Consider the following 23,923-nt stretch of genomic DNA (forward strand, 5'->3'; position numbering starts at 1 on the left):
CCTCGCCACATCCTCACGGACTCGGCCGTGACGCCGGGCCACAGGTAGTTCCGGCTCCTCTCGACCCTGGCAACTTCGGCAAGAGCAGTCGGGGACAGGCCAGCAATAGGGGGTTGATAGGTACGCCGGTGCCGCGGCCACTGCTCGACGCGGACACGCCCGGGCCGTCGACGCGGCACGAGTCTTTCTGCAGAACGTCATGGGGTGAGGCCACCGCGGCCACCGTTACCCACACCAACCGATACGGGACCGCGACCGCCCAAGCCGGGGACCGGCTCCATCCCCGGCTGACCCGCAGGGCAGCGTGGATCGAACACGAGGGACCATTGCCGATCATCGAGGGAACCGTGATCCGGCTGACGGTCGAGAAACTGCCCAGCGGCGGCGTGAACAAGTCCGTCTGGCTGCGGTGGTCGGGCACCGGCGCCGCCCCGCAGGACGTCGACCGGTGTTGGCAGTCCTTCCGTCGTCGCTTCGACGTGGAGCACAGGCTGCCGATCGCTGGACCCGGCTCATCCTGGCCGCACACGCCCAGCTGCGGCTCGCGCGCCCGCTTGCGCGGGACCTCCGCAGGCCATGGGAGCGACCGTCGGAGCCGAACAGGCTCACGTCGGCCCGGGTCCGTCGCGGGTTCAGGAACCTGCGCGCGAAGACGGGCACGCCAGCCGGTGCACCGAAACCCACCAGGCCCGGCCCCGGCCGGCCGCTGGGCTCGAAGAACCGGTGCCCCGCCCCCCGCTACGACGTCGGACGCGTCCTCGCCACCGGCGAGGCATACGCCCGCCCTGCTCACCACAAGGCAGGCACCAAACGACGCCGCGGCAGCGGCCCCGCCACCCCCGTTCATCGCCACGATCCCGACGATGTTGGATAGCGGCATGGTGAGACGCAAGAAGGAGAAGAAGAAGCGGCCCGCCTGGGGCATTCCGAAGGGGATCGTTCTGCTGGCGACGCCGGAGGGCTGGCGTTTCATGATCCAACCCGTGGAAGGCGGAATGCTCTGCGGGCGCCTGGACATCCCGATCAACACCGACCCGCAAGACGCGCGAGCCGCTGCGGCAGTCATGGTGGTGGAACTCGCACGCGACGTCCACGACGCCGACGTCGAGGTGACCTGGGATCCGCCCCCGGAGCCCTGGTCATGGACCGCCCAAGTAACCCTCGCCACCGAGATCGAACCTGCTTCGTCAGCCACCGGAGGTTAACGGCAAGCTTAGATGGTGTTTAACCATATTTGAGTGGTTTTGTGGCGTTCTGCGCATGACGGCGTAGAAGTAGCAGTTCCGGCACCGTGTCGGCCTGGGTTCTCCTGTTTGGTCCCAAGACGCAGGGTCGTGCGCTGTGTGCTTCGGGCGCCGGTGTCCACGCCCGGGCCTGCCGGGTGGTTGGCGGGTAGCCCGAATCGGCATGCCTGAACGTCGTCGATACCCGAGTGATCTGTCCGACGCCCGATGTGAACTGGTCGAGCCGGTCCTGACCGCCTGGCGGTCCGAGCGCCGCAGCCGCGGCCTGGACGTTGGCCGGCCGCCTGACCACGACCTGCGGAGTCTGCTCGACGTAGTCCTCTACGTGAACCGGACCGGCATCCCATGGCGCTACCTGCCGCACGACTACCCGCACTGGAACACCGTCTACGCCTACTTCGCCCGCTGGCAGGAAGGGTGTCTTCGACCAGCTCAACGCCCTGCTCCGACGCCAAGTCCGCAGGCAGGAGGGCCGGGAGGGGGAGCCGACCGCGTGTGTCTGCGACTCCCAGAGCATCAAGACCTCCACCAACGTGCCGGCCCGCGAGCAGGGCATCGACGTGGGCAAGAAGATCGTCGGACGGAAGCGGAGCATCGTCATCGACACCGTCGGGCTCCTCCTCCAAGTCCTTGTCGCTGCGGCGAGCGTGCAGGGGCTCGATCGCCGGCCAGACCTTCATCGAGCGGGTCGCCGCCGAACACCCCACCGTCTGTAAGGCCTGGGTCGACGGAGGCCACCGCCAGTACCTCGTCGAGCACGCCGCCACCCTCGGCATCGACATGCACATCGTCCGCCGCGACCCCACCACCAGGGGATCTTCCCTGCCGCGAAGGTGGACCGTCGAGAGAACCCTCGGCCGGCTCATGAACCACCGCCGCCTCGCCCGCGACTACGAGGCCCATCCGCATCGCTACGGAGCCATGATCCACCTCGCGATGATCAACCTCATGGCCCGCAGACTCACCGCCGAATCCACCCCCACATGGCGCGGCGCATGAACCACCATCAACCCGGCAATCTGGTAGGAAACAACGGGTTGAAGCGCCCTCCTAGTGCTGTGACCGGGAAGGTTCGCCGGGTTGCTCGTGGTGCTGGTTGGAAAGGAGTTCTCCAATCAGCGTGGGGAGGCGGGATGGCGCAACCGGTCCGGGTTCGCGGGCTGACCGAGCAGGAGGGGATCTGGTCCGCCGGTCTCCCCGGCGGCGTCGGCGGCGCCCAACTGGCCCTGGCCGAAGGGGAGATCGCCGCCCACGCCCTCGCCGGCCGACCCGTCCCGGCCCGGCCCGCCCGGACCCCTACGACGATGCGCGCGTTCGCCGCCCCGATCGCCGCCTCGCCCCACCCGCCGCTCGGCTGGACCGCAGCCTTGCGCGCGGGCCCTGCCCTGCGGCCCCCGGCCGCGGTCCCGGCCCGCACCGCCCCCCAGCAGGCAAGCGTGCGGGCGAAGGACGTGGACAAACTACTGAAGGTGCGGGGGGCGGGACTGGGCGGGGGCGCCGCGTACGGGGCGCGCACCGGCGGCGCGCGCACCCGCGCGCACCCGCGCGCATGAAAAATGCCCCCTGCCACTGCGTTTCCGCAGGTCAGGGGGCATTCAGTATGTGGAGCCTAGGAGATTCGAACTCCTGACATCTGCCTTGCAAAGGCAGCGCTCTACCAACTGAGCTAAGGCCCCGGATCCGGACGTGGTTCTCCCCGGGGAGGGGGAGGCCGTTCCGAAGGACAGAGTACCGGGTGTACCCCCTCATCTCGCAAAATGATAGGGACTCCCGCCCCGCGACCACTCTCCGTAAGATGCTCGCGAGGTTCGCACCAGCGAAGGGGAGTAGTAAGAGTGGACGCAGTACAGCAAGAGGCTACGGCCAGAGCCCGGGAACTCCAGCGCAGTTGGTACGGGGAGCCGCTCGGCGCGCTCTTCCGCCGGCTCATAGATGACCTCGGCTTGAACCAGGCCCGCCTCGCTGCCGTCCTCGGGCTGTCGGCGCCGATGCTGTCCCAGCTGATGAGCGGACAGCGTGCCAAGATCGGCAACCCCGCCGTGGTCCAGCGGGTGCAGGCCCTCCAGGACCTGGCCGGCCAGGTGGCCGACGGGAGCGTCAGCGCGGCGGAGGCGACCGACCGGATGGACGAGATCAAGAAGACCCAGGGAGGTTCCGTCCTCAGCAACAGCAGCAGCCAGTCCGCCACCGGCTCCGGCGCACCCACCGTCAAGCGCGTGGTCCGCGAGATCCAGTCGCTGCTGCGCTCGGTCTCGGCGGCCGGCGACATCATCGAAGCGGCGGACACCCTCGCCCCCAGCCACCCGGAACTGGCAGAGTTCCTCCGGGTGTACGGAGCGGGCCGCACCTCCGACGCGGTCGCACACTACGAGGCACACCAGAACTGACGCGCCGCGCACGCAACGGACACAGCTGACGACGGGGGACGGGCGCAGCAATGGGTGAGATCTTCGCCGGCCGGTACGAACTGATCGACCCGATCGGGCGTGGCGGCGCAGGCGCCGTATGGCGTGCCTGGGACCACCGGCGCCGCCGGTACGTCGCAGCGAAGGTCCTCCTGCAGAGCGATGCCCACACCCTGCTGCGGTTCGTCCGCGAGCAGGCGCTGCGGATCGATCACCCTCACGTACTGGCCCCGGCCAGCTGGGCGGCGGACGACGACAAGGTCCTGTTCACCATGGACCTCGTCGCCGGCGGTTCCCTCGCCCACGTGATCGGGGACTACGGGGCCCTGCCGCCCCGGTTCGTGTGCACACTGCTCGACCAGCTCCTGTCGGGTCTGGCGGCGGTGCACGCGGAAGGCGTCGTGCACCGCGACATCAAACCGGCCAACATCCTGATGGAGGCCACTGGAACCGGGCGGCCGCACCTGCGGCTGTCCGACTTCGGCATCGCCATGCGCAAGGGCGAGCCCCGGCTGACCGAGACCGCCTTCGTGGTCGGCACGCCGGGCTATCTCGCGCCCGAACAACTCCTCGGGGCCGAACCCGACTTCACCGCGGACCTGTTCGCCGTCGGGCTGGTCGGCCTCTACCTCCTGAAGGGCACCAAGCCCGACTCCCGGGCCCTCGTGGAGCACTTCTTCGCCCACGGGACCCCCGCCGCCCCCGAGGGCGTCCCCGCCCCGCTCTGGGACGTCCTGGCCGCACTGCTCCAGCCCGACCCCCAGAGCAGGTTCAAGACGGCCACAGGGGCGCGCAAGGCCCTCACCGAGGCCGTCGAGCTGCTACCGCCGCCCGCCCCGGACGAGGTCCCGGTGGAGGTCTTCGACCAACTGGGCCCGGTCCCGGCCGGTTTCGCCCCCCGGGGACCGCAGGAGCTCCTCCTGTTCGGGGGAGGCGCCGATGCCGTACATGTTCTGGACGCACACCACCGGCGCGATGGCCAGGGCCTCGGCGAGGTGGTGGGGGCGGACGTTGGACAGGCCCAGGTGGCGGATGAGGCCGGCCTCGCGCAGTTCGGCGAGTGCGCCGAAGCGTTCGGCGATCGAATCGGTGCCGACGATGCGCAGGTTCACCACGTCGAGGTGGTCGAGGCCGAGCTGGCGCAGGTTCTCCTCGACCTGGCCGCGCAGCTGCCCGGGGGTGGCGTGCGGCAGCCACTCTCCCGAGGGGTCGCGGCCCGGTCCGACCTTGGTGGCGATGACGAGGTCGTCCGGGTCATGGGGGCGTGGTTCCCGCGCGGCGGGCCTCGCGCCATTGATTCGGCCCTGCCTGAATCCTTCGGCTGCCGTCCGGGCGTCCCGGCGTTTGTATCGGTCGGGCATCCGGGAGCGCTCGGTTGTCCCTCGGACCGTGCGACACCGGTGCCGTGCCCGGTTTCTGGCCTATCGTTCTTTATCGGCCACCGGGTTCTCTTGGACCGCCCGGCCCTTGCGAACAGGAGTCGTCCGCCCGTGTCCGTGCCCGTCCCGGCCCCCGCGCCGCCCGTCCGCGTGCTGCTCGTGGAGGACGACGACCTGATGCGCCGGTCCTTCGCCGTCGCCCTGGAGCGCTACGGCTACCGGGTGCGGGTCGCCGCCGACGGACTCACGGGCCTCGAGCTCTTCCGCGACGAGGACTTCGACCTGCTGGTCCTGGACGTGATGCTGCCCGGCCTGGACGGGATCGGCCTGTGCCGCAGGATCCGGGAGACCAGCCTGGTGCCCGTCCTGATGATGTCGGCCCGCGGCGACGGGCTCGACGTCGTCTCCGGTCTGGAGGCGGGGGCGGACGACTACGTGGTCAAGCCCGTGGACACCTACGTGCTCGTGGCGCGCATCCGCTCGCTGCTGCGGCGGGCGACCTACGCGCCCGCACCGGCACCCGGGCGGGCCGCGGACGGGGAGCCCGGGCCGGCCGAGGGGCGGACGCTGGTCTTCGGCGACCTGGCCATCGACACCGGCGGCCTGGAGGTGTCCGTCTCCGGGAGCCCGGTGGCGCTGACCCCGACCGAGCTGAAGCTGCTGCTGGAGTTCGCCGCCCATCCGGGCATCGTGCTGGAGCGGCACACCCTGCTGCGCAACGTCTGGGACTACGGCTGGGACGGCGACAGCCGGGTCGTGGACCTGTGCGTGCAGCGGCTGCGCGGCAAGCTGGGCCGGGACCGGATCGAGACGGTCCGCGGCTTCGGCTACAAGCTCAGGCGGTGAGCGAGGTGAGCGAGGTGAGCGAGGTGGGCGCTGTGGCCCCCTCCGGCGGCCCGCGGCCGCGCCGCCTTCCCCTGCGCTGGAGGATCGCCGTACTGGCCGCGGCCACGGCATGCCTGGTCGCGGCGGCGGTGGGCGTGCTCGTCCACCTCTGGACCGCGCAGGACATCCGCGCCCGGGCCGAGGCCCGGGCCTTCAACACCGTCTACTCGGCCATGAGCACCTACCGGAGCACCGGAACCCTCGCGGACGGCGCCGCGCTCGATCCGGCCGGGCTGCCCGCCGCGCTGCGGGACCCGGACGACGGTGAGCGCCACACCGCCCACGACGGGCACATCGAGGGCAACGCGGGGCCGAGCGTCTGGGGGGCCCAGCGCGTCGGCGGACCCGGCAGCCCGGTCCTCGCCGTCCGGATGAACATGAGCTCGGAACTCCACGAGCTGCGCCGGCTCGACGCGACCATGGCGGTGGCCTCGCTGATCGCCCTCGCGGCGGCCACGCCCCTGGCGGTCTGGGGAGCCGGCCTGCTCGGCCGCCGGCTGCGGCAGGTCTCCGAGACCGCGGGCCGGATCTCCGCCGGGGACCTGGACGCCCGTACCGGGCCCACCAAGGGCCGCGACGAGGTGGACGACATCGCGGCCACCGTCGACCTGATGGCCGACACCCTCGGCCGCCGGCTGCGCGACGAGCGCCGGTTCACCGCGGACGTGGCCCACGAGCTGCGCACGCCCGTCGGCGGTCTGCTGGCCACCGCCGACCTGCTGCCGGCCGGCGAGACGGAGGACCTGCTCCGGGGCCGGGTGCGCGATCTGCGCGGCCTGGTCGAGGACCTCCTGGAGATCTCCCGCCTGGACGCCGGAGCCGAACGGCCGGTCCACGCCCGCGTCCCCCTCGGCGCGGTCGTCGCCGAGGCCGTGGCCCGCACCGGATTCGAGGTCACCCTCGCCGACGCGGAGCCGGACCGGACCGTGGAGACCGATCCGCGCCGCCTCGAACGGATCGTCGCCAATCTCGTCGTCAACGCCCACCGGCACGGACGGACCCCGGTGCGGGTCACCGTGGGGGACCGCACCGTCGTCGTGCGCGACCACGGCCCCGGCTTCCCCGAGGACCTGCTGCGCGACGGCCCGCGCCGCTTCCGGACGGGCGCGGCGGAGCGCGGATCGGGCCACGGCCTGGGGCTGACCATCGCCCTGGGGCAGGCCGGGCTGCTCGGCGCCGAGCTCCGCTTCGCCAACGCGCCGGACGGCGGGGCCGTCGCCACCCTGAGCCTGCCGGGCTGACCGGTACCGGTACCGGTACCGGTACCGGCCGCGGCTCCGGTCGGCCCGGCACCGGCACAACCGATACGAAGCCGAGCGGGTACCGGTACACGGCCGCGCCGGATCCCGATACGCGCCCCGGACACCCTTCGAAGTGCACCCCGCCGCACCCGAAGAGGAGTCCTCCGTGACCGCCGCACCGCTTGCCCCGTACGCGCCCCACACGCCGGCCGGGATCGCGGCCGCCACCGAAGACCTGACGAAGGTCTACGGCAGCGGCGACACCCGCGTCGTCGCGCTGGACCGCGTCAGCGTCGAGTTCCGGGAGGGCGGGTTCACCGCGATCATGGGCCCCTCCGGCTGCGGCAAGTCCACGCTGATGCACTGCGCCGCCGGGCTCGACTCGGTGAGCTCCGGGTCCGTGCGGATCGGCACCACCGAGCTGAGCACGCTCGACGACCGGCAGCTCACCGTGTTGCGCCGCGACCGGGTCGGGTTCGTCTTCCAGGCGTTCAACCTGCTGCCGACGCTGACCGCGCTGGAGAACATCACCCTCCCGCTGACCATCGCCGGCCGCCGGCCCGACCGGCGGTGGCTGGACCGCGTGGTCGCCATGGTCGGCCTCTCCCAGCGCCTGGACCACCGGCCCGGACAGCTGTCCGGCGGACAGCAGCAGCGGGTCGCGGTGGCCCGCGCCCTGGTCTCCCGGCCCGCGATCGTCTTCGGTGACGAGCCCACCGGCAACCTCGACTCCCGTGCCGGGGCCGAAGTCCTCGGCTTCCTGCGGGACTCGGTGCGCGAACTGGGCCAGACCGTGGTCATGGTCACCCACGACCCCGTCGCCGCCGCCTACGCCGACAGCGTGGTCTTCCTCTCCGACGGCCGCCTGGTCGACGAGATGGCGCGGCCCACCGCGGAGCGGGTCCTGGACCGGATGAAGGCGTTCGACGTCGGCCCGCGCACCAGCTGACCCGCCCCGCCCCAGGCCCGTCCCCGGCCCGTCTGTGCCGTGCCCCCGCACCAGCCGACCGCTCGCAGCCGCCGAGCCCGTCTCCCAGGAACCGCACCCCCATGCTCCGTACCGCACTGCGCAACGTGTTCGCGTACAAGGCACGCCTGTTGACGACCGCGTTCGCGGTCATGCTCGGCGTCACCTTCATCACCGGCAGCCTCGTCTACGGCGACAGCCACCAGCAGGCCGCCGTCGACCGGGCGGTGGCCGGCTACGACCGCATCTCGCTCGACGTCGCACCCGACACGGTGCCCGGCCGCCCGCCGGCCACCCTCGACGCCCGCACCGCGGCCGTCCTGGCCGAAGTGCCCGGCGTCGCCGCCGTCGCGGGCCGCGTCAGCGGGTTCGCCGCGGTCCCCGACCGCGAGGGCCGGCTGCTGGGGGACGGCGCGTCCCGCCGGGGCGGCAACTTCGCCCCGGGCAAGGACGGCGGCGACCCCGCCTACCGGTTCACCGAGGGGTCCGGTCCGACCGGCGAGCACTCCGTCGCCCTCGACGAGGACTCCGCCGCCGAGGGCGGCTACCGCGTCGGCGACACCGTACGGGTCGCCGCGAACACCGGCGCCGCCTCGTACACGCTCAGCGGCGTCTTCCGCACCGATGCGTCCAAGCGGCCCGCCGGGGGCAGCCTGACGCTGTTCGGCGACGCCGCCGCCCAGAAGCTGTTCCTCGCACCCGGCGCCTACACGAACATCGAGATCACGGCCGCACCCGGCACCGATGCGGGCCGGCTCCTGGGCGCCGTCGAGAAGGTGCTGCCCGAGGGCACCAGCGCGGTCACCGGGGCCCAACTCGCCAGGCTCCAGGCGAACCTCGCCTCCAGCGACAGCGACACCATGAGCCAGATCATGGTGGGCTTCGCGGCGGTCGCCCTCTTCGTGTCCGCCTTCCTCATCTCCAACACCTTCACCATGCTGGTCTCCCGACGCACCAGGGAGCTGGCGCTGATGCGGGCCGTCGGCGCCACGCGCCGACAGGTGCGCCGCGGCCTGCTGGCCGAGTCCGCCCTCGTCGGCCTGATCGCCTCCGTGGCCGGCATCGCCGCCGGCACCGGGGTCGCCGCCCTGCTCCAGGCGCTGTTCGCCGCCGCCGGCGCCCCGGAGGCACCGCTGGTCCTCCTCCCGTCCACCGTGCTCATCGCGCTGGCGGCCGGCACCGCGCTGCCGGTGATCGCCGCGTGGCTCCCGATCCGCCGGGCCATGGCCATCCCGCCCGTCGCCGCGCTCGGCGCGGCCGAGCCCGCGGAGCCCGCGCGCACCGGCTCCCCGCGCACCGCCGCCGGCGCCGCGCTCGTGCTGTGCGGCACCGCCGCCGTGCTGTACGGGGCCCTGCCCGCCGGGCAGGACGCCATGGACGCCCGGACCGTCATCGGTCTCGGCGCCGCCCTGACCCTGGTCGGGGCGACCGTCCTGATCCCGCTCCTGTCCCGGCCGTTCGTCGCGCTGCTCAGGCCGCTGCTGACGCGGCTGAGCCCGGTCCACGGCGACCTCGCCGCCCGCAACACCGTGCGCGATCCGCGCCGTACCGGCGCCACCGCCGCCGCGCTCGCCATCGCGCTGGCCCTGGCCTCGGGGCTGTCCGTGCTCGGCGCCTCCGCCACGCGGTACCTCGACGGCGCGACCACCCGGGACCTCGCCGCCGACTACCTGGTGAAGGGAGCCTCGGGCGGCCAGCGGATGACCCCCGCCACCGCCGAGCCCCTGAAGGGGCTGCCCGGCGCCGCGTACAGCCCGCTCAACCAGTCGACCCAGTACCGGATCGGCGGCGTCCCCTCCGTCCTGACCGGCGTCGACCCCGCCACCATCGGCCGCCTGCTGCGCTACGACGTGGTCGAGGGATCCCTCGACGGCCTGGCCGAAGGACGGGTCGCCGTGGCCGACTTCAAGGCCCGGGCGAACGGCTGGAAGGTCGGCCAGACCCTCCCCGTGGAGCGGCTGGACCAGCACGGCACCGTCACCATCGGCGCCGTCTACCACGCGGACGAGCAGAGCAACCTGCTGCCGAGCATCACCGCGCCCGACTCCCTCGTCGCCCGCTACGACTCCGCGCCGACCACCGACTCGATCGTCGTGGACGTGCCGGGCGGACCGGGCAGGGCCGGGCTCGCGAGCATCGTCAAGGCGCTCGGCGACAACCCCGCCCTGTCCGTCCTCGACGAGGACGCCATCCGGGCCGAGGACACCAGCGGCATCGGCGACCAGCTGAACGTCTTCCACGCCCTGCTCAGCATGGCCCTGGTCATCGCGGCGCTGGGCATCGCCAACACCCTGGCCCTGTCCGTCCTCGAACGGGGCAAGGAGATCGGCACGCTCCGCGCCATCGGGATGGAGCGCGCCGGAGTGTCCCGGATGATCCGTACGGAAGCCCTGCTCGTCGGCGCGCTGGGCGCGGTCGTCGGCACCGTCATGGGCGTCTTCACCGGCTGGGCGCTGGGCCGCACCCTCGCCGAGAGCGTCGCCGGCTACGCCCTGGTCGTCCCCTGGGGACGACTCGCCCTCGGCGTGCTGCTCGCCCTGGCCGGCGCGCTGCTCGCCTCGCTCTGGCCGGCCCGCCGGGCGGCCCGCGTGGACATCCCCGCGGCGACGGCGGCGCAGTAGGACGGGCGCGGGGCCCGGAAGGCCCCGCAAGGCCCCGCGGGGCCCCGCCGGGCCCCGCCGGGCCCCGTTGGGCAGTTGCTGCCGCGCAGGTTGTGGCCAGCGGTTTCCCCTGATGCTCCGCCGCCGTGGTTCCTAACGTGGCTCCACGGCAGTGCAGGGCGATCGGGGGAGGCTGCTGTGGTGTTCTGGCACAAGGACGACGCGTTCGCGCGGTTGGACATGATGCTCAAGGCGTGCGAATCGGGCGGGGCGGGCGTCGCGCTCGTGGAGGGGCCCGCCGGATGCGGGAAGTCCGAGCTGGTGCAGGAGTTCGCGGACCTGGCCGTGCGGGGCGGGGTCACGGTCCTGCGGGCCGCCGGGACGCCCGGCGAGCAGGGCGCGGAGCACGCGGTGCTGCGCCGGCTCCTCGCGGCGCTGCCGGCGGGCACGCTGCCGCCGGGCACGCTGCCGGCGGGCGAAGGGGCCGCGTCGGCCGATGCGTTCGAGGAGGCGCTGCGGGAGCTCACCGGCCGGGGCGCCGTCATGGTGTGCGTCGATGACCTGCACCACGCGGACGCCGCCTCGCTCGACCACCTGCTGCACCTGGCGCGCTCCCTGCGGGGCGTACCGCTGCTGATGGTCCTCGCGCAGTCGCCCGGCCAGGGCGGCGCGCAGAACTCCCGGGCCCGTACGGAGCTCCTGCGGCATCCGGGCTTCGGCTGGATCCGGCTCGGCTGCCTCGACCTCGCCGCCACCGCCGAGGTGCTGGCCCGGCACACCGGCGCGCCGGTCTCCGACACCTTCGCCGAGCACCTGCACCGGATCACCGGAGGCAACCCGCTGCTACTCAAGGCGCTGCTCACCGAGTACCCCGTACCGGTGCGCGGGGCCCGCAGATGGCCCGCGCCGCTGCCCGGCGGCCCGTTCGCCGAGGCCGTCGCGGTCTGCCTGCGGCGCAGCGGACCCGAGGCGCGCCGGCTCGCCGCGGCCATCGCCGTACTCGGCGAGGACGCCACCGCCGGCCTCGTCCGCGAGCTCGCCGGCACCACGGTCCACGCGGCCCGGGGCGCCCTGTCCGTCCTGGACGGCACCGGGCTCACCGACGGGTACCGGCTGCGGCACCCGGCCGCCGCCGCGACCGTGCTGGACGACGCGGACCCGGCCGAACGCGCCCGTCTGCACGGGAAGGCGGCCCGCGCCCTGCACGACGGGCAGGCCGGCGCGGGGGTGGTGGCCGGGCACCTGCTCGCCGCCGCCGACCTGCCCGGGTCGTGTGAGGCGGCCGAGGGCTGGGCGGTGCCCGCGCTGCGCGAGGCGGCCCGCCGGGCCCTGCTCGACGACGACTGGTCGTACGCCGCCTCCTGCCTGACCCGCGCCCGCGCACTGTGCGCGCAGGAGCCCCTGCGCCTGGACATCGACCTGCAGCTCGCCGCCGTCACCTGGCGCGGCGACCCCGCCGCCGCCGAGGCGTGCCTGGCCGCTCCGCTGGCCGCGATGCGGGCCGGGGCCCTGACGTCCGCCCAGGCGGGCCAGCTGGCCCGGCTGCTCGTCTCGCAGGGCCGGATCGAGAGCGCCGCCGAGACCTTCGAGCGCACCGCCCCGCGCCCCCCCGACAGCACCGAGGGGGAGCAGCCGCCCGCGCCGCGGGAGGACCCGCTGCGCCAGCTCTACGCGCTGCCGCCCGCCGGCGGCCGGGACCAGGCCGCGGCGGCCCCGGGCCGGCTGCGCGACTGCGCCGCGCTGTGGGCGCACCCGGGCGGCACGGCCGGCGACCTCGCGGCCGTGGAACGGCTGCTGAAGGCCACCCCGCTCGCGCACACCACCTTCGACCCGCTCGCCCAGGCCGTCCGCACCCTGCTCCACGCCGACCAGGCGGACCGGGCCGCGGCATGGAGCCAGAAGCTCCGGGCGCAGACCGATCCGGTGCGCACTCCCGGCTGGTACGCGGCGTTCGGGCACCTGTACGCCGAGGCGCTGCTGCGCACCGGCGACCTGGAGGGCGCGGCGCGGGAAGCGGCCGCGGCCGTGAACGCCGTCGCGGGACGCGGATCGGTGTTCCTCTTCGCGCCCCTGGCCACCGAGGTGCTGGCGCTCACCGCCATGGGCCGCTACGACGAGGCCGCGCGCCGCCTGGAACTGCCGGTCCCCGAGGAGCTGTTCGCCGGTGTGCACGCCATCGGCTACCTGCGGGCCCGCGGCCACTACTACCTGGCCACGCACCGGCCGCAGGCCGCGGTCGGCGAGTTCCTCGACGCGGGCCGCCTCGCCCGCCGGTGGAACCTGGACCGGCCCCGGTTCGCCCCGTGGCGCACCGACGCCGCCGAGGCCCTGATCCAGCTGGGCGAGCACCGGCAGGCCGACCGGTTCGTGGCCGAGCAGCTGTCGATGGCGGAGGTGCGCAGCCCGCGCGTGCACGGGGTCTCCCTGCGGCTGCGCGCCGCGGTGGGCGAGCCCGCCCAGCGGCCCAAGGTGCTGGGCCGGGCCGTGGAGGAGCTGCGCGGCTCCGGGGACCGCCTCGAACTGGCGCGGGCCCTGGCCGATCTGGGCCGCTCCCTGCAGCTGGTCGGCGAGGGCACCCGGGCCGGGATGGTCACCCGGCGGGCCTGGCAGCTCGCCGCGGACTGCGGGGCCGGTCCGCTGTGCGAGCAGATCCTGCCGGGGCAGACCCGGGTGGTGCCCTCGGCCGCGGCCGAGGACCGGGCCCCGGTGGGGGACGCGAGCCGGCTCAGCGAGTCGGAGCGCAGGGTGGCGGCGCTGGCCGCGTACGGGTACACGAACCGGGAGATCTCGGGGAAGCTCTACATCACCATGAGCACGGTGGAGCAGCACCTGACCCGCGCGTACAAGAAGCTGAACATCACCCGCCGGCAGGAGCTCCCGATGGACCTGCAGATGGACCCGCAGGCGGAGGAGCGCGAGTCGGCGAAGGCGGGCTGAGCGGGCCGCCCGGGAACGGGGAGCGGGAACGCGAGGGGGGCGCTGCCATCGGCAGCGCCCCCCTTTCCTTTCCGTTCCGGTCGTCCCCGGCCTCAGCCCGTCGTGGCCCGGGCCCGCCAGACCCCGGGGCGGACCTCCGACCAGTCCGCGCGGTGCTCGCCGCCGTCCAGCCGGTTCAGCCAGCGCCGGGCGTAGGACTCCAGACGCCGGTCACCCAGCGCCGAGGCCAGGGTCAGGCACTGGCGGAAGTGCGTCTCGGCCGCGCCGGGGACCCGGGTCTCCACGGCCAGCAGGCCCTGCACCCGGCTCAGTTCCCAGCGGCCCCGGACGTCCTGGGGCACCTCGTCGAGCATCGGGTCCAGGAGCTGCGCCGCACCGGCCAGCTCGCCCTCGTCCAACCGCAGGTCGACCAGGCCGGCCAGGGCCCGCACCCGCTCGGGGGCGGTCTCGGCGGCCGCGACGGGTCCGGCGCTCTCGACGGCGCGCAGCGCCTGCCGGTAGTGGTCCCCGGCCTCCGCCAGGCGCCGGCACTGCCAGGCCAGATCGCCGAGCGAGCGCAGCAGCCGTGCTTCGGCGGCGGCGTCGCCGAGCCGCCGGGCCGCGTCCAGGGCCGCCGTGTGGCAGCGCTCCCACAGCTCCCAGGCGGCCAGGGCCTCCAGGAAGGGCGCCATGCCGTCCGCCAGCCGGACCGTCTGCGGCCACAGCCCGGCGCGGTGTGCCCGTACGAGGGCGTCCGCCAGCTCCGGACCCCGCAGCTCGAACCACTGCAGGGGGTGCAGCCCGTCCAGGTGTCCGGCGTGCTGCGCCGCCTCCAGCTCGCCGGCCAGCACCTCGCACAGCCGGGCCGTGGCCCCGTGCGCGACCGTGGCCGGCTCCTCCTCGGCGAGCCGTTCGGCCGCCAGCAGCCCGAGCAGCTCGGGCAGCCGGTAGCCGCCCTCGGGCAGGGCCAGCAGCAGGCCCGCCGCCACCAGGGACTCCAGGGATTCCCCGGTGTCGGCGGGCCGCGCCGACACCGGCCCGAGGACGGCGGCCGCGGTGTCCGCACTGAACGGGCCCGCGGGTACGGCGCCCAGCAGCCGGAACGCGGCCCGGTCGGCCTCGGCCGCCTCCGCGTAGGCCGCGCGCAGTACCCCGTAGCACTCCTCGTCCGCCGCGCGCAGCTCCGTGAGCCGGCTCCGCGGCGCCCGCAGCCGGTCGGCCAGGGTGGCGGTGGTCCAGCGCGGGTGCGAGGCCAGCTGCGCGGCGACCGCCCGCAGGGCCAGCGGCAGCCCGCCGCACAGCTCGGTGAGCTCCGCGCTCGCCTCGTCGTCCGCGAGCAGGGCGCGGCCCGCGGCCGGCCCGAGCGGGCCGAGCGGCAGGGCCTGTACGCCGAGCGCGGCCATGCCGCGGGGCAGCCCGCGGCAGGTGGCCAGGACCACGCAGTGCGCCGCCGCGGCCAGCAGCGGACGCAGCTGCGCCGCCGAGGCCACGTCGTCCAGGACCAGCAGGATCCGGCGGCCCTCCGTCAGGCGCAGCAGCAGCGCCGTGAGTTCGTCCTCGGTCTTGGGGAGCGTGCCGGTGGTGCCGAAGGCCCGCAGTGCGGCGGCCAGCGCGTCGGCGCCGGCCGGCCGGGCGCCCGTACCGGTGCGCAGCCGCACCAGGACCCGGCCGTCGGGGAAGGCCGCGGCGGCCCGCTGCGCGGCGGCGGCGGCCAGGGCCGTCTTGCCCGCCCCGGCCGGGCCGCTGACCAGCACGCAGCCGCCGGCCTGTGCGCCCTCCAGCCGGGCCGCGAGCTCGCCGAGCTCCGCGTCGCGGCCGGTGAACAGCGGGTCGGGCTGCGGGAGTTCGATCACGGGAAGGTCGGGAAGGCCGGGCGCCCGGGCGGCCGCGGAAGCCCCGGCCGCGGTGGCGGCCGAGGGGCGCAGCAGCGCGGGGTCGCCGGTCAGGATGCGGCTGTGCAGCTGCTGGATCTGCCGGCCCGGCTCGATGGCCAGGTCGTCGACGAGGGTGCGGCGCAGCGTGGCGAAGGTCCCCAGGGCGTCGGCCTGCCGGCCGGTGCGGTAGAGGGCCACCATGAGATGCGCGTGGAATTCCTCGTGCATCGGCAGCTCGGCGGTCAACGCCCGCAGCTCGCCCAGCAGTTCCTGGTGGCGGCCCAGCTGGAGCTCGGCGCGCACCCGCTGTTCCAGCGCGCCCGTGCGGACCTCGCTGAGCCGCACGGCCATGCTGTCCAGCAGCGAGCCGTGCGGGGTGTCCGACAGCAGCGGGCCGCGCCACAGCGCCAGGGCCTGGTGCTGCAGTTCGGCGGCGCCGGCGTGGTCGCCGGCCGCCAGCGCCTCGCGGCCCCGGGCGTGCAGGTCCTCGAAGACCGAGAGGTCCAGCTGGCCGGGGTCGAGGCGGAACAGGTAGCCGGGCGAGCGGGTCAGCAGGAGCTCGTCGCCGCCCTGCGGATCGGCGTCCCGGAGCATCTTGCGCAGCTGCGATATGTACACCTGGAGCGTGGTCATCGCGGTGCGCGGCGGATGCTCGCCCCACAGCTCGTCGATGAGGCTGTCGACGGAGACGACCTCGTTGACGCGGACCAGCAGGGTCGCCAGGACCACGCGCACCTTCGCGGCGCGCGGAGTCAGCACCCGCACGTCCGGTCCGGCCGAACGCACTTCCATGGGACCGAGAACCCGAAAACGCATGTGAACCCCCCCGCTCACTTGGTCCACCCACTCTAGGGCGGGCGGACCCCCGCACTTCGGACAGGCACCCCCCTATTTCCGCCCCGCCGGCGCGGCAGCCGCAAGGGCTGCTTTAGCCCCCGCGGGCAGGATGCGGCACCTGGGAGAAGGGGCACACGGCGCCCCGTCGGTGTCCCGGGTACGGCGCGAAGGGGCAGGCCTTGACCAGTCATTCGACGTTCACCGAGGTGGTGCGGCAGCGCGCCGGGGAACGCGGCGGGGCGGACGCGCACGTCTTCCTCCACGACGACGGCACCGCGGAGCACGTGACCTTCACCGCGCTGGACACCGCGGCCCGCGCCCTCGCCGTACGGCTGCGCGCCCTGGGCGCCGCGGGCGAGCCGGTCCTCCTCCTCCACCCGCCGGGCGCCGAGTTCCTGCGGGCCTTCACCGGCTGCCTGTACGCGGGGGCGGTTGCCGTCCCCGCCCCGCTCCCCGGCGACCGCGGCGAACGGCTCCAGCGGGTGTCCGGCATCCTCCGGGACACCGGGGCGCGCGTGGTGCTGACGGACGCGGCCCACGCCGCCGAGGTCTCGCTGTGGCTGGCGATGGCAGGCCGCGGCGAGGTGGTGTGCCTGGCCACCGACGCGATCGGCGCGGCCGGCGACCCGGGCCCCGGGGCGTACGAGGACCCGGGCACGGGCCCCGACGACCTGGCCTTCCTCCAGTACACCTCCGGCTCCACCTCGCGGCCGCGCGGGGTGATGGTCAGCCACCGCAACCTGCTGGCCAACCAGGAGGCCTTCCGGGAAGCCTTCGGGACCACGCCCGAGGACCGCTTCGCCAGCTGGCTGCCGCACCACCACGACCTGGGGCTGATCGGTCAGCTGCTGCATCCGCTGTGGCTGGGCGCCACCTCGGTGCAGATGTCGGCCGCCTCCTTCGTCCGGCGCCCGGTGCGCTGGCTGCGGGCCATCGACACGTACGGGGCGACGGTCAGCTCCGCCCCCGACTTCGCGTACGACCTGTGCGTACGGCGGGTCACCGACGAGCAGCTCGCCGGGCTGGACCTGTCCCGCTGGCGGGTCGCGCTCAACGGGGCCGAACCGGTGCGCCACCGGACCCTGGACGCCTTCGCGGAACGGTTCGCCGCCGCCGGGCTGCGGCCCGGGAGCCTGTGCGCCGCCTACGGTCTGGCCGAGGCCACCCTCTTCGTCTCCGGCGGGGTGCCCGGCGAAGGCCCGGTCCGGCGCACCGTGGACGCGGCGGCCCTGGAGCGCGACGAGCTGCGCCCGGCCCGCGCGGGAGAGCCCGTACGCACCCTCGTGAGCAGCGGCCGCGTGCGCGGGCACGAGCTGCGCGTCACCGGACCCGACGGGCGGCAGCTGCCCCCGGGGCGGGTGGGGGAGATCGAGCTGCGCGGCGACAGCGTGGCCCGGGGCTACTGGCGCAACCGGGAGGAGACCGAGCAGGCCTTCGGGGCCGGACCGCGCGGCGGGTCGGGGCCCTTCCTGCGCACCGGGGACCTCGGCGTCCTGGACGACGGGGAGCTGTACGTCACCGGGCGGCTGAAGGAGGTCGCGGTGCTGAGCGGGCGCACCCTCTACCCGCAGGACGTGGAGGGGGCCGTCCGCGCGCTGTCCCCGGCCTTCGCCGCCGGCCACGGAGCCGTGTTCACCGTGGACGCCGGGCGGGAGCAGCTCGTGGTCCTCCAGGAGGTGCGCGAACAGGACACGGACTGGGAGCAGTTGAGGATCCTGGCCCGCCGGGTGCAGACCCTGGTCGGGCAGGACTTCGAGGTGCCGGGGGGCAACGTGCTGCTCGTCCGGCCCGGCACGGTGCGCCGCACCACCAGCGGCAAGGTCCGGCGCACCCTGATGCGCGAGCTGTTCCTCGCCGGGGAGCTCGCCGGTGTGTACGAGGTGCTCGATCCGGACGTGCGGGGCCTGATCCGGCCCTGGAACACGGTGCTCGGCAACGACCTGCTGCAACCCGTGGGCGGCACGGCGCAGGGGACCGTGTGGTGAGCGGGACCCGGCTCCGCACGGCCCCCGGGGGCGTGCGCGGCACGGTCCCGGCCGGCGCCGGCGGCGTGGTCCCGGTCGCGGTCCCTGTCCCGGTCGCGGCCCTGCCCGTGCGCGACCGCGTCGCCGCCCTGGAACGGCTGCTCGGCGACCCCGGCCGGCCGGACAACCCGACCGGACACCGGGCGCTGCTGCGGGCCGACCGGGCCGCGACGCCCTCCGCCGAGGCCGAGGCGGTGCTCGACGGCTTCGGCATGAACGAGGAGTTCGTACCGCGCGAACTGGGCGGCCGCTTCGACTCGGTGGAATCCCTGGTGCGGATCGCGCGGCCGGTCTTCCGCCGGGACGTCGCCCTCGGCACGGGCCACGGCACGACCACCTTCACGGCCGCGTCCGACGTGTGGATGGCGGGCAGCGCCGACCAGCGGGCCCACCTCGCCGCCCTCCTGCTGGCGGGCTCGAAGGCGGCCGTCGCCGAGCACGAGAGCGCGCGCACCGGCGACTCGGCCCGCAGCGGCATCCGGATCGTCCCGCGGGCCGGCGGCGGGCTCGCCCTGACCGGCGCCAAGCCGGTCGTCACCAACGTGCGGCGCGCGGACGCCCTGGTGCTGTTCTGCCGCACCGGCGACGAACGCGGCAGCGGCAGCCACAGCGCGCTGCTGCTGGACCCGCGCCGGCTGCCCGCGGACCGCCACCGGATCACCGGGCGGCCGCCGTCGGTGGGACTGCGCGGCTACTTCCGCTCGGGCGTGGAGTTCGACCGCTGCCCGGTGCCCGAGGGCGCGCTGCTCGGCGCGCCCGGCAGCGGGCTGCGCACGGCCCTGCGGTCCTTCCAGATCAGCCGCACCCTGACGGCCTCGCTGGCGGTGGCGGCCGGGGACACCGCCCTGCGCACCGCCGTGCGCGTCGACCGCGCCAAGGGGCCGGGCGGAGCGGGCGGAGTGGGCGGCGCGGGCGGACTCGGCGGGCCGGGGACCGCGGCCGACCCGCGCCAGGTCGCGGCCACCGTCACCGGCGCCTTCACCGACCTGTTGCTCTGCGACAGCCTCGCCCTCGTCGCCGCCCGGGCCCTGCACCTGCTGCCCGGCGAGACCAGCCTGTACGCGGCGGCCGCCGCGGCACTGCTGCCGAAGGTGCTCAGCGAGACGATGCACGACCTGTCCACGGTGCTCGGATCGCAGCTGTACGCCCGCGAGGGCGCCGTCGGGATCTTCGCCAAGCACCTGCGCGACGTGCCCGCGGCCGGCCTCGGGCACGCCGGGGCCGCGGCCTGCCGCGCCACGGTCGTCCCGCAGCTGGGGAGCCTCGCCCGGGGCGCCTGGTTCACGGGGGAGGAGGCGCCGGCCGCGCTGTTCCGCCCGGCGGGTCCGCTGCCCCCCTTCCGGTACGGGGCCCTCGTGCCGGCCGGGGGACGCGACAGCCTCAGCGCCTCCCTCCTGGCCTTCGCCGCCGCCGTGCCCGGGACCACCCGCGAGGAGCGCGCCCTGCGCGCCCCGGCCGACCTGCTCGTCCGCGAACTGCGCGATCTGCGCGGGCGGGTGCTCGCGCTGCCCCCGCCGGAGGCGGGCCGCCCCACCAGCCCCGCCTGGTTCGCGCTGGGCGACCGCCACGCGCTGGTGCTGGCCGGCGCCGCCGTCCTCGGGGTGTGGTGGCACGCCCGCGCCGCCGGGGACGCCTTCCTCGGGGACCCCTCCTGGGCCGCGGCCGCCCTGCACCGCGTCGCGCGCCGGCTGGGCCTGCGCCCCGGGGAGCTGCCCGCGAGCTGCGCGGACCGGGTCCACCGGGAGGTGCTGGCCCGCTTCGGCGAGGGGCGCAGCTACGACCTGTACGACGCGCCGGTGCCCGGCTGACCGGCCGCCCGTACCGACCCCCGTACCGACCCCCTGTACCGACCCCCCGTACCGAACCCGACCCTCGTCCAAGGAGCACCGGCATGACTTTCCCCGTACCGTCGCGCAACGCGGCGCCGCTGTACGGATGGCTGATTGAGCGGCTCGCCGTCTACCTCGGCCGTCACCCCGACAGCATCGACGCGTCGGTGCCGCTGGCCGAGTACGGGCTGGACTCCGTCGGCGCGCTGAGCCTGTGCGGTGACGTGGAGGACGATTTCGGGATCTCCCTCGAACCCGCCTGGGTCTGGGACCACTCCACCGTCGACCGCCTGGTCGTGCACCTCGCCACGCGCGGGGCGCGGCCCGCCCCGTGACCGCTCCGGCCCTGGGCGAGCCCCTCGCTGTCGCCGGCCCGGGCGACCGCGCGGACGCGGAGCGGGTGCGCGCCGAACTGCGCCGGCACGGCAGCGTGCTGGTGTACGGCCGCCTCGCGGACTGGCGCCCCGGTGACGAGCGGGCGCCCGCGCTGCGCGCCGTACTGGGCCGGGACTGGGCGCGCTTCGAGGACATCGAGCACCCCGACATCCGCAGCCGGTACGCGGCTTCGCGGCTGCTGCTCAAGCACGCGGCCGCCGGCGCGCTGTCCGCCGACGCCGCCGACCTGGAGCTGGCCTACGGCCCCACCGGGCGCCCCTCCCTGCGCGGCTGCGACCAGATCGACATCAGCCTGAGCCACACCGGCGAGCTGCTCGTCGTCGCGCTGACCAGCCGCGGGCTGATCGGTGTGGACGCCGAACGGGCCACCCGTCGGCTCTACCGGCCGGGCCTGGACCGGCACATCTGCACCCCGCAGGAGCGCAGGGACCTCGCGGCCCTCGCCGAGGCGGACCGCAACCGGAACCTGGTGCGCCTGTGGACGCTCAAGGAGGCGTACAGCAAGGCGATCGGGCAGGGCATGCAGTTCCGCTTCACCGAGTTCGGCTTCGGCCGGGGCGGCGGCGGGCGGATCCGGGTGCTGAGCCCGGACGGCACGCCGGGGGAGGGGGACGAGTGGTCCTTCCGCACCTACGCGCTGGTCAGCGGGGGCGTGGACTTCACCGTGAGCGCCGCCGTGTACGACGCCGGATTCCCCGGCGCGCCGGACACCGAGGTGACCTCGATGCTCGACGCCGAGGCGGTCGAGGCGATCCACGAGGCCCTCGCCGAGGCGGCGGCCGCCTGAGCGCGCGGGAGCGGCGGGCCGCCTAGTGCTGTGACCGGAAAGGTTCACCGGGTCGCGGCGCCCGGCACGGCACCTCGCCGCGTTGTCGGACCACCGAAGTACGTCCAGTACAAGCGGCGGCCCTCCGCCCGGGGGCCCCTCCCAGCGGTAGCTGGGGGAGAGGCACCGCACCGGACACCGCGCCCCGGCAAACCTTCCCGGCCACAGCACTAGTGGTCCTCCACCACCTTGGTGACGGCCTCCAGCACGGTGCGGCCCGCCTGGGTCAGGGTGAGGGTGACCGGGGCCCGGCGCCGGCCCTGGCCGTCGTGCTCCAGTACTCCCGACACCGCCGCGCAGCGCATCGCCAGGTCCGGCTCCGCGTAGCCGCGGAAATGGACCCGCAGGGAAGCGAGCGCACAGCGCGCCGGTGCCAGCTGATGGGTGCCGAGGGCCGCCAGGAGCGAGGCCTGGCGCAGCGTCTCCAGCAGGACCAGGGCGGCCACGTGGCCGTCGCCCGCACCCTGGGCCGAGGGCCACAGCGGGGGTACGGACACGCCCACCGAGAGCCTGCCGTGCGAGGGCCGCGAGGCGCCGTGGAGCATGACGTTGGCCGGGTCGGAGCGTCCCACGTCGGCCGGGTCCACCAGGGTGCCCGGGTCGGCGGCGGGCGTCCCGCCCGGCCGGCCCGTCCCGCCCGCGGCGGCGAAGGCCGTGGCGCGGCTCTGCTCGCGGTGGCTGCGGCGCAGCACGGGCGGCAGGAACACCACGTTGGCCGATCCGGTCCCGCACCGGACGTCGTCGATCTCCAGGGCGGTGCGGAAGTCCAGGGCGCGCGGCACCCCGCCGATCATCTTGTCGGGGGTCACCACCAGGGTCGCGGTCAGCCGCGCGGGTCCGGGCCGGGTCCGCCAGGCGGCCAGGTCGGGGACGTCGATGCCGAACCGGTAGAAGATGCCGGTGCGGTTGGCCGGGACGCCGAAGTGGCACTGGCCGATGAACTCGCCCACCTCGCGGACCATCTCGGAGGCCGCCTGGATGTCGTGGAACCGTCCGGGGCCGTCGTTGAGGAGCGGGTGGTCGCGGGGGAGGTCGGCGGCGAGCGCGAACTCCTCCGAGGCGTCCTCCACCGGGGACAGCCCGTGGTGCTCCCAGGTGCGGGGGCGGTGGACCAGGTGGCGGGTGGTGGCGCCGGGCGCGGAGCGCCGGACGGGTGCGTCCCGGTCCGGGGGGATGTCCCAGTCGGCGACCGAGGAACGGCCGACGACCGGGGAACGTCCGGCCGCGGCCTCCCAGTCGGCGAGTGCGGTACCGCTCATGCTGACCCACCCCCGTCCCGGCCGCCTCCCGTTGAGGCTCCCGGGTGCTCACACTGCCGGGAGGCGGGAGGGGCGGCCAGCGGACAGCGGTGGCAGCTTCCTGTGTGTCAGTTAGTACTGCTCGTACTTGGGGCCCTGGCCCGGGGAGCCGTCGCGGCCGGAGTCGCCGCCGGCCCCCTCGTCGAGCATGCCGGACATGGCCACGTTGAAGCCCGCCTGGAACCGGCTGGTGGACTCCACCTCGGCCATGATCTGCGAGATGTGGCGGCGGGCGGTCCGGACCGACATGCCCAGGCGCCGGGCGACGAGCTCGTCCTTGTGCCCCTCCGCCATCAGCTTGACGATGGACAGCTTGAGCTCGTCGTTGATGGTGGTGATCTCCTCCATCCCCGGGATGAAGGGGGCGGCCCCGGCCCACAGGTGGTCGTACACCTTGCAGAGGAAGGCGACCAGGGTGGGTTCGCGGACCACCACGGCGCCGGGTATCCGGTCCTTGACGTGCTGTTCCGGCAGGAAGACGATCTCGCGGTCGTAGATGACCATGCGGTCGATCATCTGGTCGGTGGTGCGGACCTCGGCGCCCGCGCCGGTGACGGACCGGACGTAGGAGGTGGTGGCCAGGTCGCTGCGGACGGTGTGCTGGTAGAGCTGCTTGAGCCGCAGCCCCTTGTCCAGCCGTCCCAGGGACTGGGGGAGGGCCTGCTCCAGCATCTCGGAGCTGCGGGGCCCGCCGGGCTGGGCGGTCAGGATCTCGAAGCGGCAGCGCGAGCCGTAGTCGTCGAGCATGGACTGCAGGGCCTTGATGTCCGCGATGACGTCGAAGGCCTCGGCCTCGTTGCGCCGGCGGCGGCTCTCGAAGTACGCGGGCAGCAGCGCGAGCATGTCCGTCCGCACCTCGCTGACGGACTGCTGCAGTTCGCGGATGTCGTTCTCGGCGGGGGCGACCAGGTCCACCACGGCGGCGCCCGGGCTGATGGGCACCAGGGCATCGGGCTCGCCGGGCATCGGGCGCAACAGGTGCAGCCGCCGCAGGGTCTCCTCTATGAGTGTGGCGTGGTCGGCGCTGACCCCCAGTTCCTCGGCCACGTCCGCCCGCACGTAGCGGCCGCGGAGAACCGCGTACCGATATGCGGACGCACTCGTATCGTCCAGCTTGGCGAAACCTGCCCCAGTGAGGGCATTTTCGGGCATCTCGCTTTTCTCCCCCCGGTTGCGAGAACAAGTTGCCAGGCAACTTTACG

The 23,923-nt window shown here is 74.8% G+C and carries 15 protein-coding genes, 1 tRNA gene and 4 pseudogenes; 15 read left to right on the plus strand and 5 right to left on the minus strand.

From position 1 onward, the window contains the following. Window positions 1-197: 197 nt before the first annotated feature. The 4 genes and pseudogenes from DRB96_RS44730 to DRB96_RS19450 form a co-directional block, all read left to right on the plus strand. A pseudogene (locus DRB96_RS44730) lies at window positions 198-874 on the plus strand (transposase); the annotation flags it as partial. After that, window positions 864-1,205 (plus strand): hypothetical protein, encoded by a 342-nt coding sequence (locus DRB96_RS19440; RefSeq protein WP_162688771.1) that lies wholly within the window; start codon window positions 864-866, stop codon window positions 1,203-1,205. The pseudogene DRB96_RS44730 and the gene DRB96_RS19440, both read left to right, overlap by 11 nt. A 202-nt stretch (window positions 1,206-1,407) precedes the next feature. Then, window positions 1,408-2,243 (plus strand): annotated as a pseudogene (locus tag DRB96_RS19445) (IS5 family transposase). Between the two features lie 134 nt (window positions 2,244-2,377). After that, window positions 2,378-2,797 (plus strand): hypothetical protein, encoded by a 420-nt coding sequence (locus DRB96_RS19450; protein WP_112449600.1) that lies wholly within the window; start codon window positions 2,378-2,380, stop codon window positions 2,795-2,797. A gap of 50 nt (window positions 2,798-2,847) precedes the next feature. On the opposite strand, the gene DRB96_RS19455 is transcribed toward DRB96_RS19450, so the two are convergent. Continuing rightward, a tRNA-Ala gene (locus tag DRB96_RS19455) sits at window positions 2,848-2,920 on the minus strand. A gap of 159 nt (window positions 2,921-3,079) precedes the next feature. On the opposite strand from DRB96_RS19455, the gene DRB96_RS19460 reads away from it, so the two are divergent. Next, a complete protein-coding gene (locus tag DRB96_RS19460) occupies window positions 3,080-3,631 on the plus strand; it encodes a DNA-binding protein (RefSeq protein ID WP_112449601.1) in 552 nt (183 codons plus the stop codon). Window positions 3,632-3,681: 50 nt separating this feature from the next. Continuing rightward, window positions 3,682-4,560: pseudogene (locus DRB96_RS19465) on the plus strand (serine/threonine-protein kinase); the annotation flags it as partial. Here DRB96_RS19465 and DRB96_RS46295 read toward each other — a convergent pair. Beyond that, window positions 4,555-4,902 (minus strand): annotated as a pseudogene (locus tag DRB96_RS46295) (aldo/keto reductase); the annotation flags it as partial. The pseudogenes DRB96_RS19465 and DRB96_RS46295 sit on opposite strands and share 6 nt — an antisense overlap. A gap of 3 nt (window positions 4,903-4,905) precedes the next feature. Between DRB96_RS46295 and cseB the strand changes: the two are divergent. The 5 genes from cseB to DRB96_RS19495 all read left to right on the plus strand — a co-directional run bounded on the left by cseB (window position 4,906) and on the right by DRB96_RS19495 (window position 13,658). Then, window positions 4,906-5,874, plus strand: a complete 969-nt coding sequence (gene cseB / locus DRB96_RS43070; protein WP_162689187.1) for a two-component system response regulator CseB — start codon at window positions 4,906-4,908, stop codon at window positions 5,872-5,874. A 71-nt stretch (window positions 5,875-5,945) separates the two neighbouring features. Further along, window positions 5,946-7,154, plus strand: coding sequence for a HAMP domain-containing sensor histidine kinase (locus tag DRB96_RS19480; protein ID WP_204358046.1), 1,209 nt, complete (start codon window positions 5,946-5,948; stop codon window positions 7,152-7,154). Between the two features lie 166 nt (window positions 7,155-7,320). Continuing rightward, window positions 7,321-8,103, plus strand: a complete 783-nt coding sequence (locus tag DRB96_RS19485; protein WP_112453565.1) for an ABC transporter ATP-binding protein — start codon at window positions 7,321-7,323, stop codon at window positions 8,101-8,103. 101 nt (window positions 8,104-8,204) lie between these two features. After that, window positions 8,205-10,742 carry an FtsX-like permease family protein gene (locus DRB96_RS19490; protein ID WP_112449602.1) on the plus strand — a complete coding sequence of 846 codons (2,538 nt, stop codon included), beginning with the start codon at window positions 8,205-8,207 and terminating at the stop codon, window positions 10,740-10,742. 180 nt (window positions 10,743-10,922) lie between these two features. Beyond that, on the plus strand, window positions 10,923-13,658 hold the full coding sequence (locus DRB96_RS19495) for a LuxR family transcriptional regulator (protein WP_162688481.1): 2,736 nt from the start codon (window positions 10,923-10,925) through the stop codon (window positions 13,656-13,658). A 92-nt stretch (window positions 13,659-13,750) separates the two neighbouring features. On the opposite strand, the gene DRB96_RS19500 is transcribed toward DRB96_RS19495, so the two are convergent. After that, the gene (locus DRB96_RS19500; protein ID WP_162688482.1) at window positions 13,751-16,303 is read right to left on the minus strand and encodes an AfsR/SARP family transcriptional regulator; all 2,553 of its coding nucleotides are present in this window, start codon (window positions 16,301-16,303) and stop codon (window positions 13,751-13,753) included. A 224-nt stretch (window positions 16,304-16,527) separates the two neighbouring features. Here DRB96_RS19500 and DRB96_RS19505 point away from each other — a divergent pair, with 224 nt between their 5' ends. The 4 genes from DRB96_RS19505 to DRB96_RS19520 all read left to right on the plus strand — a co-directional run bounded on the left by DRB96_RS19505 (window position 16,528) and on the right by DRB96_RS19520 (window position 21,384). Then, window positions 16,528-18,333, plus strand: a complete 1,806-nt coding sequence (locus DRB96_RS19505; RefSeq protein ID WP_112449605.1) for a fatty acyl-AMP ligase — start codon at window positions 16,528-16,530, stop codon at window positions 18,331-18,333. Next, the gene (locus tag DRB96_RS19510; protein ID WP_239516030.1) at window positions 18,330-20,180 is read left to right on the plus strand and encodes an acyl-CoA dehydrogenase; all 1,851 of its coding nucleotides are present in this window, start codon (window positions 18,330-18,332) and stop codon (window positions 20,178-20,180) included. The genes DRB96_RS19505 and DRB96_RS19510 overlap by 4 nt, the downstream gene beginning before the upstream one ends. Before the next feature lie 83 nt (window positions 20,181-20,263). Beyond that, window positions 20,264-20,536 carry an acyl carrier protein gene (locus tag DRB96_RS19515; protein WP_112449606.1) on the plus strand — a complete coding sequence of 91 codons (273 nt, stop codon included), beginning with the start codon at window positions 20,264-20,266 and terminating at the stop codon, window positions 20,534-20,536. Then, a complete protein-coding gene (locus DRB96_RS19520; RefSeq protein ID WP_112449607.1) occupies window positions 20,533-21,384 on the plus strand; it encodes a 4'-phosphopantetheinyl transferase superfamily protein in 852 nt (283 codons plus the stop codon). Before DRB96_RS19515 ends, DRB96_RS19520 begins: the two co-directional genes overlap by 4 nt. A gap of 209 nt (window positions 21,385-21,593) precedes the next feature. Here the strand turns inward: DRB96_RS19520 and DRB96_RS19525 are convergent, their stop codons facing one another. Continuing rightward, complete coding sequence (locus tag DRB96_RS19525; protein ID WP_112449608.1) at window positions 21,594-22,682, minus strand: AfsA-related hotdog domain-containing protein; 1,089 nt, start codon at window positions 22,680-22,682, stop codon at window positions 21,594-21,596. Between the two features lie 111 nt (window positions 22,683-22,793). Then, window positions 22,794-23,873 (minus strand): hypothetical protein, encoded by a 1,080-nt coding sequence (locus DRB96_RS19530; RefSeq protein ID WP_239516031.1) that lies wholly within the window; start codon window positions 23,871-23,873, stop codon window positions 22,794-22,796. Between the last annotated feature and the right edge of the window lie 50 nt (window positions 23,874-23,923).

The sequence above is a fragment of the Streptomyces sp. ICC1 genome, assembly GCF_003287935.1.
Lineage (GTDB): Bacteria > Actinomycetota > Actinomycetes > Streptomycetales > Streptomycetaceae > Streptomyces > Streptomyces tritrimontium.